We start from the raw sequence: 8,370 nt of genomic DNA on the forward strand, positions 1-8,370 counted from the left end.
ACTGGACACCTACGTGATCAACCACAACACCACCGCCAAGCCCTACCGCTGGACCTACGACGGCACCCCGCTCAAAACTTCCTGATGCCCCAACACCCCTCCACGAACTTGCGCGGAGCAGCACTAGCGCCCCGTGACGCCCATCCCCCAAAGGGCGACTCGGCTTTCCCTGTCCTGCTCCGCCGTGTCCGTTTCCTCCCCCGTGGAGGCCATCGCAAGTCCGGCAAGGCCCAGCCGACAAAGAAGACCGACAGGTTCGCTAGCCCCAAGCGCGACTTCGCAGCACCGGGTACCCGGGGGGATTGGTTCGAACGACTGCTGAGCGCGGGCTGTCCGGGTCTGGCGAGCAGCGTCGACGGAACCGGACGCGAAACTCAGTCGGACTGAGAGGTCGCGGTACGCAGACCTCCGCCGGTGCGGCGGCGGAGGTCCGGTCAGGCAACGTGCGCGTGGCACAGGCGGGCTCCTCGGCACGGGTTCGGCCGTCTTCCGCGCCCGCACCCGGGCCACGGTCACGGCACCGTGGCCGGTGCCCGGCATACACGGCTGAGCACGGCATCTCAGCTCCCCCCGCCTGGTGCGGGGGTCAACTGCACCGTATGCGGGGGCGGTTAAGCGGCCGCAAATGCCGTATAAAGCGCGCCGGGGTGCACCGGCCCCGCGGTCAGCGGATGGCGGGGACCACGCCGGCGGCCTCCAGGCGGGCCGGGTCGGCCCGGAGGATGGCCTCGTGGGCGACGCGCAGTGTCGGGCCCGGCTCGACGCCCAGTTCCTCTCTGATCACGCGGCGGGCGTTGCGGTATGTCCCCAGCGCGTCCCCCTGACGGCCGGCCCGGTACAGGGCGACCATCAGTTGGCGGTAGAAGGGCTCGCGCAGGGGGTGGCGGACGAGGAGGCCCTTCAGGTCCTCGATCACTTCGTGGTGGCGGCCGAGTGCCAGCGTGGCGTCGATGCTCAGTTCGGTGCAGTTCAGCCGTTTTTCCTCCTGGACGGCAACGAACGATTCAATGTCCAACGATCCTTGAATTCCCTCCAGGACAGGGCCCCGCCACAGTGACAGCGCCCTGCGGAGCAGTTCGGATGCCCGCTGGAAATCGCCCGCGCCATATCGTTCTCGGCCACGGGTGTAGAACTCCTCGAAGTCATGGAAATCGGTTGTGGCACCGCTCACATCGAGGATGTACCCCGGCGATGTCGTGGCGATCGGCGACGTTCCTCTGGATCCGTTCAGGATTTTCCGCAGCTGTGACACGTACACGCGCAGGCTCGCGAACGCGCAGCGCGGCGGACCCTGCTCCCAGAGTTCCGCCACGAGTTTCTCCCCCGGGATGGTCTCGCCCGCCCTGATCAGCAGCAGGGCGAGCAGTTTGGCGAGCTTGGGCTGGTCAGGCGTCTGGTCGGCTCCGGCGCGGGTCACCCGCAGCCGGCCCAGCAGCTCGTAGCGAAGCGGATGGTCAGCCTGTAAGTAGGGCAGGGACACGACAACCCCCCGAATGCGCTGAACGCATTCAACTAATTTACGGTTCCCCCGTCCGACCCCAGGTCTGGGGCGCCACACAAACAGCAGTTCACTCCTCTGCCGTGAAGCTTATGCGACGTCATTGCATGATGCCAGTCCGTTTCGTTACGCACCTATTAAGGAGAATGAAAATCCGGCAGCCCGGATCAGGGCGTCCGAAGGAAATCGGCCGCCATGAGCCGGACCACCGAATGATGTTCAGCCAGGAGCCCGGCCCGCCGGTGAGCGGGCCGGGCTGTCCGGGCCGAGAACGTGCCGCGGCCGCGCCGCCGGTCAGGCCGCCTGCGCCTGGTCCGCCCCCAGTGATTCCTGCAGCCATGAGAAGAGCCGGTCGTGGAACAGCCGCATCGCACCCGAGTGGCAGTGCGCTCCGCCGCCCTCATCGGCGGTAAAGACATGCAGCGTCTTGGGCGAGTTGAGCCCCGTGTACACCTTCTTCGCGTGCTCCAGACCGGCGAAGAAGAGATCTTCCTCCGCGTCGAGGACGAGCATGGGGCAGCGCACCTGGCCGATGACTTCCGACAGGCCGAAGGCGGGCAGCAGGCGCAGGAGTTGGGCCGGGGTATCGGCGCCGAAGGTCCACAGGGTCTGCCGCAGCAGCCAGCGGGTGAAGGTCTGCTGGGCGGCGATCCCCCACATCACGGGGTTGGCGAAATCGTCGCAGCCCCGCTCGACCCATTCCATGACGAACGGCGGCAGCCACACGACATCGCCCAGCTGCCAGACCGCGTCATGGGCGACGCAGCTGGCCAGCCGGTGCTCGAACGCCGCGGCCCGCACCGCCAGCAGGCCGCCGAGGCTGGTGCCGACCAGCATGAGCCGGCCGGGGTCCACACCGGGCAGGGACAGCGCGAAGTCCACGACCGGCGTGACCACCGTCTCCCAGTCGGCGCGGAAGACCAGCCCCTGCTCGCGCAGGACCGAGCCCTGCCCGGGCCCCTCGAAGCACAGACAGTTGTAGCCGCGGGCGAGGGCCGCCGCTGCCACGAAGAACCAGCCCTCCTCGACGGTGGAGTCCAGGCCGCCGTGGTGAATGATCGTCGGCCTGGGTTCGGCCGAGTCGTCCACCCGGTAGAAGTAGGCGGGCAGCGAGGTGTCCTCGTAGGGGATGCGGACGAACTCCGGTGGCCGGTCCATGAGTTCGGCGGCGTCGGCGAAGGTCTCCCGCGACAGCCGCATCAACCGCAGTGCCTCCGGGTCCCGCTGCTGTTCGCGCTGGAAGAACTCGGCGGTCCGGTAGTAGTTGTGCGCCCGCAGCAGCGCGGAGCGGGCGTCGACGGTGCGGCCCTCCGCGCGGGCCGCGGTGCCCAGCAGGTGGACGCGTTCGGCGAGCGTGGCCCACGCGTGCCGCCAGGCCTCGGTGTCGCCGTCGGGGATCTGCGCGGCGACCGCGACGACCTCGCCGAGCTGCGCACCGCCGTCATCGGCGTAGCCGGCGGTGCGCAGTGCCTGGTAGTCGAAGGCGGGGTCGTCGAAGAGGAACTTCATAGCGGCGGCTCCTGTGGTGGTGGGACGTGCTCCGGTGCCGTGCCGGGGCGTCTCCCGGCACGGGTGGTGCGGGTTCCGTTCAGGAACGTGTCGACGATCGACTCGGCGAACGCCACGGATTCCACGGGGCGTTGACGAAGGATCAGCCGGGCGGCCATCGGCCCCGTGAGCAGTTCGACCGCGTCGTCCAGGTCGAGGTCGGCGCGCAACTCGCCGTCGGCGACGCCGTCCCGCAGAGCCCGCAGCATCGCTTCGTGCCGTGCGGCGACGACGGTCTCCTCGAACCGCTGAACCAGTTGGGGGCGCCGGACCGCCTCGCCGAGCAGGCTGCCGATCAGCCGGTGCAGGTTGGTGTCCTGGCCGCGGTGGCGCAGTTGGTCCACGAGGGTCACCAGCCGGTCCCGCAGGCCGAGTCCGTCGAGCGGCGGCACCGGCAGGTCGAGGGCGCTGAGCGCGGCGAGGACCAGCTCCTCCTTGTTGCGCCAGCGTCGGTAGATGGTGGCGCGGGCGACACCGGCGCGCTGGGCGACCAGGTCCATGGACAGGTCGCCGAAGCTGCATCCGTCGCTGAGCAGGGCGAGCGTGCTGTCGAGGATCGCCCGGTCGGCGGCGGGGTCGCGCTGGCGGCCGCCCCGGGGAGTGTGTCCCGGTGCGGCGGCCGGACGGTCGGCAGAGGGCGGCATGCGGTTCAGACCTCCGTGGTGTGGACCTGTTTGGTGGCGGGCACTTCCTCGGCGCCGGGTGTCTCGGCGGCCGTACGGGAAGGCAGGAGCAGCAGGCAGACGAGGGCGCCGAGGAACGTGACGCCGGCCGCGACGAGGGCGGTGACGTGCATGGCGGTGACGAACGCGTCGACGGCGCGGGCCGCGAGCGCGGTGCCGGGCGCCCCCAGCTTCTCCGCGACGGTGAGGGTGGCGGCGACGGACTCCTGCGCGCTGTCGCGGACCGGGGCGGGCAGCGGCGTCAGGTGGTCCTCGATCCGGGAGCGGTAGGCGACGGAGAGCACCGAGCCGAGGACGGCGACTCCGAGGGCGCCGCCCACCTGACGGAAGGTGGTGTTGACGGCCGCTCCGGTGCCGGCCCGGTCCTGGGCCACGGCGGACATCGCGGCGGAGGTCGCCGGGGGCATCACACAGGCGATACCGAGGCCCATGAGGAACAGGACGGACTCGATGACCCAGATCTCGGTGTGTTCGTCGACGGTGGCCACGGCGAGGAACGCGAGCGAGGTGAGCATCATTCCGCAGGTGCACACCGGCCCCACGCCGATGCGCTTGGCGGCCAGCGTGGCCGGAGGCGAGAACGCCAGCTGGGCCACGGCCAGGGGCAGCAGCAGGCAGCCGGCCTCCAGCGGGGTCCAGCCCCGCACGCTCTGCAGGTAGAAGACCAGGAAGAAGGTGGCGCCGAGCAGGGCGAAGAACACCAGGCCGATCACCGTCACGGCGGCGGAGAAGCGGCGGTTGCGGAACAGGGCGAGGTCCAGTGCGGGGCGGAGGCTGCGGCGCTCCCAGACAATGAAGAGGGCGAGGACCGCGAGGCCGCCGAGCATGGGCCCCCAGACCGCGGCGGCCGTCCAGTCGTCCGACTCGCCGCCCTTGATCACGCCGTACACCAGGAGGGTCAGGCCTGCGATGGAGAGGGCGACGCCGAGCGGGTCGAAGCCGGTCCGCCCGGGGTCGCGGGACTCCGGGACGACGAGGAGGGCGGCGATCACCCCGATGACGACGATGGGCAGGTTGATCAGGAACACCGAGCCCCACCAGAACCGTTCGAGCAGGGCGCCGCCGGTGATGGGTCCCAGCGCCACGGCGAGTCCGGCGGCGCCCGCCCAGATGCCGATGGCCTTGGCGCGTTCGGCGGGCGGGAAGACGGCCATGATGATGGCGAGCGTGGCGGGCAGCACGAGGGCGCCGCCCACGCCCAGCCCCGCCCGCGCGACGATCAGTTCGCCGGCGCTGTCGGCGTAGGCGGACCACAGCGAGCAGCCGCCGAAGACGAGGAGGCCGGCCAGCAGGGTGCGTTTGCGGCCCCAGCGGTCGGCCAGGACGCCGGTGGTGAAGAGCAGGGCGGCGAAGACGAGGGTGTAGGAGTCGATCGACCACTGCAGCTCGCTCTGCGTGGCCCCGAGGCCGACGGGTGCCGGCTCGGCGAGGGTCTTCAGTGCCACGTTCAGGATCGACGTGTCCAGGACGACGAGAAGGAGGCTCACCAGCAGGACCGCGAGAACGCGCCACCGGTGCGGGTGGGCGGTCCCCGAAGTCCGCTCGGCGATCTTGAGGCGGGGCTGAGTTGTCACGGATTCCGCTCCTCGGAAGGAAGAGGGGTGCGTGAGCCAAGTGCCGTATTCGTGCCGTGTCCTGTCGACGCTAGACCCGGCCGAGCAATCGAGTCAATGGTGTATCGAAACATCGTTGACTCGATTGTTCGCCCAACGGGTCCTGAACGTAGATGTGTTGACAAGCGGCCCCGCAAAGGCCCGGGGCCCGGCTACCTCGGCCAACTCCCGTGCCGTAGACGCCTACCCGTCCACCGGACCCAAGGCGGCGGCGACCAGAAAGCCGCCCACGTCGGCGCAGTGCAGGCTCCAGCCTTGTGCGGTCCGGCCCAACCGCCAGCTCCCGCCCCGGGGTTCGGGACGGGGACGCAAGCGGGAGAAGTCGAGGGCCAGGCCCAGACCGAGGGCCTTGCTGTAGGCCTCCTTCAGCGTCCACAGGCGCACCAGCCGCAGGTTCCGCTCGGCCAGCGGCAGCCCGCGCAGTTCCGCCAGTTCGTCCGGATGGCAGAACTTCTCGGCGAGCCCGGGAGCCAGCAGGGAGCGGTCCGCCGCCTCGACGTCCACCCCGATCCGGCGGCCGCGGGCGACCCCGACCACCAGCATCCCGGCCGTGTGGCTGATGCCCACGTCCAGCCCGGCGGGCCGGTGCAGGACCGGCCGCCCGTACCCGTCGCGGCCCACGGCCACCCGGCCCGGGTCGGTGCCGGCCACGACGGCCACGGCGTGCCGCAGCAGCAGCCGGGAGCCCAGCAGCCGCGCTCGTACGAGGGGTTCGCGCGCCGTGCGATAGCGCGGCCACTCGGGTCCGAGCACGTCCCGTACGGGCACCCCTGCCTCTGCGCGCCCTCCCCAGTCGTCCAGCCGGCCGTGGCAGACCGCGAAGCCGTGCCGCCGCACGGCCCGACGGACAGCGTGCCAGCCCGCTGCGGGCAGGGGACCGACGGGACTCCCGATCGGCAAGGAACCCTCGAGGGCCGGCCCTCCTTCGGGTGCTGCGTCCGGCGACATCACCACTCCTCCTCCGCCGCTTCGACCGGCACCGCGTGCCAGCACTGATTGTGCCGATCCGCGTACCCACCGTTGTATCCGCTCGGACGACGGCCGTCCGGAGAACCCCGAACCCGTGACGTGCGCACCAATTTTCGCTTTACGTCTCCTTTTCACGGCACCTCAAGGCTGAGTTCTCGGATGGCACTCGGTGCCTCCCAAAGGTTCCATGCCGCACCGGTCACCGACCGCGGAAAGGAAAACCTGTGCCGCACCAGCCTGACCCCCGAACCTTGACGGACGCCGTACGAAACGGCGCGGACCGCCATCCCGACCGCGCCGCCTTCGTATACCTGCACGAGGACGGCCTGGGGATGCGGGCCGAGGAGCTCAGTTACGCGGAACTGGACCTGCGGGCCCGCGCCGTGGCCACCCGGCTGCGCCACGCGTCCAAGGGCGACGCCACTCGCCCGGTCCTGCTGCTCTACCCGCCGACCCTGGACTTCGTCACGGCCTTCCTGGGCTGCTTCTACGCCGGCCGTACGGCCATTCCGGCGCCGCTGCCCGACGAGCCCGGCGAACGGCTGGCCCGGGTCAGCGGCATCCTGCGGGACGCCGACGTGGGAGCGGTCCTGACGCTGCCCCAGTACCGGCAGGCCATCGGCGCCTGGCTGGTCGCCTCCGGGGAGCAGGACGTGGTCTGTCTGTCGACCGGCGCGGACGAGGACGACGGCGCCGATGCCGACCTGTGGACCGCGCCCCGGCTGCGCGGCACCGACACGGCCTTCCTCCAGTACAGCTCCGGTTCCACCAGCGAGCCCAAGGGCGTGATGGTCACCCACGCCAACCTCGCCGCCAACCAGGAGGCCATCCGCTCCGCCATGAAGACACCCCAGGGCGTCGTGGCGGGCAGCTGGCTGCCGCTCTACCACGACATGGGGCTCATCGGCATGACACTGCAGCCGCTGTGGGTGGGCGGCACCAGCGTGCAGATGTCACCGATCTCGTTCATCAAACAGCCGGCCCGCTGGCTGCGCATGATCCACGACTACCGGGTGGAGGGCACCGCCTCGCCCAACTTCGGCTACGAACTGTGCGTCCGCCGGGTCTCCGAGGAGCAGTCGGCAGGGCTGGACCTGTCCTGCCTGCGGGTGGCGCTCAACGGGGCCGAGCCGGTCCGCGCCGACACCCTGCGCGCCTTCGTCCGCCGCTTCGCCGACACGGGTCTGCGCCCCGAGGCCCTGCTCCCCTGCTACGGCCTGGCCGAGAACACCCTGCTGGTCTCCGCGAGCGACCCCGACGCGCCGCACCTGGAACTCACCGTCGATGCCCAGGCGTTGGAGCGGGACGAGCTGCGGCCCGCCCGCACCGACCGCCCCAGCCGCACCCTGGTCGGCTGCGGCCGCGCCACGGACACCGAGGTGCTGATCGTGGACCCGATGACCCGGCGGGTGCTGCCCGCCGGGCAGGTCGGCGAGATCTGGCTGCGCGGACCGTCCGTGGCCGCCGGCTACTGGAACCGGAGCGAGCTCACCGCCGAGACCTTCCGGGCGGTGACGGCGGACGGCCGGACCGGCTACTTCCGCACCGGCGATCTCGGGTCGCTGCTCGACGAGGAGCTCTATGTCACCGGGCGGATCAAGGAGATGCTCATCCAGCACGGCCGCAACCTCTATCCGCAGGACATCGAGCAGGCCGTCCAGGAGTCCGGGGAGTCCTTCCGGCGCGGCGGCGGCGCGGTGTTCAGCGTCACCGACGAGGCGTCCGACCGCGCCCATGTGGTCGTGGTGCAGGAACTCAGGGCCCGCGCGAACGTCAACGAGGAGTCCCTGGCCCATCTCGCCGCCTCCGTACAGGCGCTGCTCAGCCGCCAGTTCCAACTGCCCGCCGTGAGCGTGGTGCTCGTACGGCCCGGGGTGATCCGCAAGACCACCAGCGGCAAGACGCAGCGCACACTCATGCGGCGGCTCTTCGCCGACGGCGCCCTTCCCGTGCTGCACCAGCGCCTGGCGCCCGCCGTCGCCGCCCGGCCGCCCGCCACGGACCCGGCACCCGAGCCCACCACCGCCGGGTCACCCCGCCGCTGAGATCCGAGTCCGCG

At 70.9% G+C, this 8,370-nt stretch carries 6 protein-coding genes; 1 reads left to right on the forward strand and 5 read right to left on the reverse strand.

Annotated elements, in window-relative coordinates:
* Positions 1–664 precede the first annotated feature (664 nt).
* From F7R91_RS34925 to F7R91_RS34945, 5 genes are all read right to left on the reverse strand, one after another.
* Positions 665–1,480: an AfsR/SARP family transcriptional regulator gene (locus tag F7R91_RS34925; protein WP_225320967.1), complete on the reverse strand. Its 816-nt coding sequence runs from the start codon at positions 1,478–1,480 to the stop codon at positions 665–667.
* A 312-nt stretch (positions 1,481–1,792) separates the two neighbouring features.
* Positions 1,793–3,007, reverse strand: a complete 1,215-nt coding sequence (locus F7R91_RS34930; RefSeq protein WP_150956497.1) for an alpha/beta hydrolase family protein — start codon at positions 3,005–3,007, stop codon at positions 1,793–1,795.
* On the reverse strand, positions 3,004–3,690 hold the full coding sequence (locus tag F7R91_RS34935) for a TetR/AcrR family transcriptional regulator (RefSeq protein ID WP_150956499.1): 687 nt from the start codon (positions 3,688–3,690) through the stop codon (positions 3,004–3,006). The genes F7R91_RS34930 and F7R91_RS34935 overlap by 4 nt, the downstream gene beginning before the upstream one ends.
* A 5-nt stretch (positions 3,691–3,695) precedes the next feature.
* Positions 3,696–5,303, reverse strand: a complete 1,608-nt coding sequence (locus tag F7R91_RS34940; RefSeq protein WP_150956504.1) for a DHA2 family efflux MFS transporter permease subunit — start codon at positions 5,301–5,303, stop codon at positions 3,696–3,698.
* 222 nt (positions 5,304–5,525) lie between these two features.
* Positions 5,526–6,179 carry a 4'-phosphopantetheinyl transferase family protein gene (locus tag F7R91_RS34945; RefSeq protein ID WP_191971777.1) on the reverse strand — a complete coding sequence of 218 codons (654 nt, stop codon included), beginning with the start codon at positions 6,177–6,179 and terminating at the stop codon, positions 5,526–5,528.
* A 356-nt stretch (positions 6,180–6,535) separates the two neighbouring features.
* Between F7R91_RS34945 and F7R91_RS34950 the strand changes: the two genes are divergently transcribed.
* A complete protein-coding gene (locus F7R91_RS34950) occupies positions 6,536–8,356 on the forward strand; it encodes a fatty acyl-AMP ligase (protein ID WP_225320968.1) in 1,821 nt (606 codons plus the stop codon).
* Positions 8,357–8,370: the final 14 nt, after the last annotated feature.

This window comes from Streptomyces luteolifulvus, assembly GCF_008806595.1.
Lineage (GTDB): Bacteria > Actinomycetota > Actinomycetes > Streptomycetales > Streptomycetaceae > Streptomyces > Streptomyces luteolifulvus.